The sequence below is a fragment of the Acidimicrobiia bacterium genome, assembly GCA_012959995.1.
Classification (GTDB): domain Bacteria; phylum Actinomycetota; class Acidimicrobiia; order Acidimicrobiales; family MedAcidi-G1; genus MedAcidi-G2B.
This window is the reverse complement of sequence record DUCC01000031.1, coordinates 1,020-1,901: the sequence shown is the minus strand read 5'-3', so window position 1 is coordinate 1,901 and position 882 is coordinate 1,020. Positions and strand designations below refer to the sequence as shown.

Annotated in this window: 2 protein-coding genes; both read left to right on the top strand. The window is 53.5% G+C overall.

The annotated features are described in order from the left end of the window. The first annotated feature begins 28 nt into the window (after positions 1 to 28). The gene (locus EYQ49_08485; GenBank protein ID HIG25910.1) at positions 29 to 364 is read left to right on the top strand and encodes a hypothetical protein; all 336 of its coding nucleotides are present in this window, start codon (positions 29 to 31) and stop codon (positions 362 to 364) included. 219 nt (positions 365 to 583) lie between these two features. Continuing rightward, positions 584 to 882: NUDIX domain-containing protein (locus EYQ49_08480; protein ID HIG25909.1), on the top strand; the 299-nt coding region annotated here is incomplete at its 3' end.

Here is an 882-nt window from a genome sequence, read left to right as displayed (position 1 = left end):
GCCTAGCGGCGGCGATAGCCACCTAAACATGTATGACCCCTTTGTGTCGGGCCAGGCCTTGATTGACCGCAAGCCGATTCCAGACATGGGCATCCCCACGTTGGAACACATGGTGACGGTGCTCGACGCCGTTGATCAGCATTTGCGCCAAGGCGGCAACGTGTATGCCCATTGTTGGGGTGGTTTAGGCCGCACCGGCACCGTGGTGGCGTGTTGGATGATCCGCCATGGCTTGGTTTCGCCCGAAGATGCTTTGGGTGAACTCACCCGTTTGCGAGCCGGCGATGCCGGTGCCGGGCACCGTAAGTCGCCACAAACGAGCGAGCAGTGCGATTTTGTGTCAAATTGGAAAGAAGGTCAATGAACCAAGAAGTGGAGAAACAGTTGAGTAGCAGTGACTTATCCCTAGCCCCCTTGGGGTTAGAGGGCCCGACCGGGCGTGCGTATTGGGTAGTAGAGGGCCGTTTAATGGCTGGTGCCTACCCAGGTAAAAAAGGTAGCGGCCACATGGGGGGCAATGTTGAGGAAACCCAAAAGCTCATCGATGCTGGACTCAATCTGGAGCATGAATAGCATGAATAGCATGAGGGTACGCAAAGCAGTATTCGGGTTTCTTGTGTCGCCCCAAGGCCTTTTGTTGGTTGCTAACAGACGGCGAAAAGGGGGCGTTCGCTGGTCGCTCCCTGGAGGGCTCGTTGACCGGGGCGAATCATACGAAGAGGCGCTAACTCGTGAAGTGCGAGAAGAGGTAGGCCTTGAAGTTAAAAAATGGTCAAAATTGGTTTATACCTCTGAGATAAAGTTTCGGGAAACGCGAAAAGATAAAGATTTTCAAGTTGAAGTACACCTCGCAACTAAATGGAAAGGGAAGATGAGCTTTAC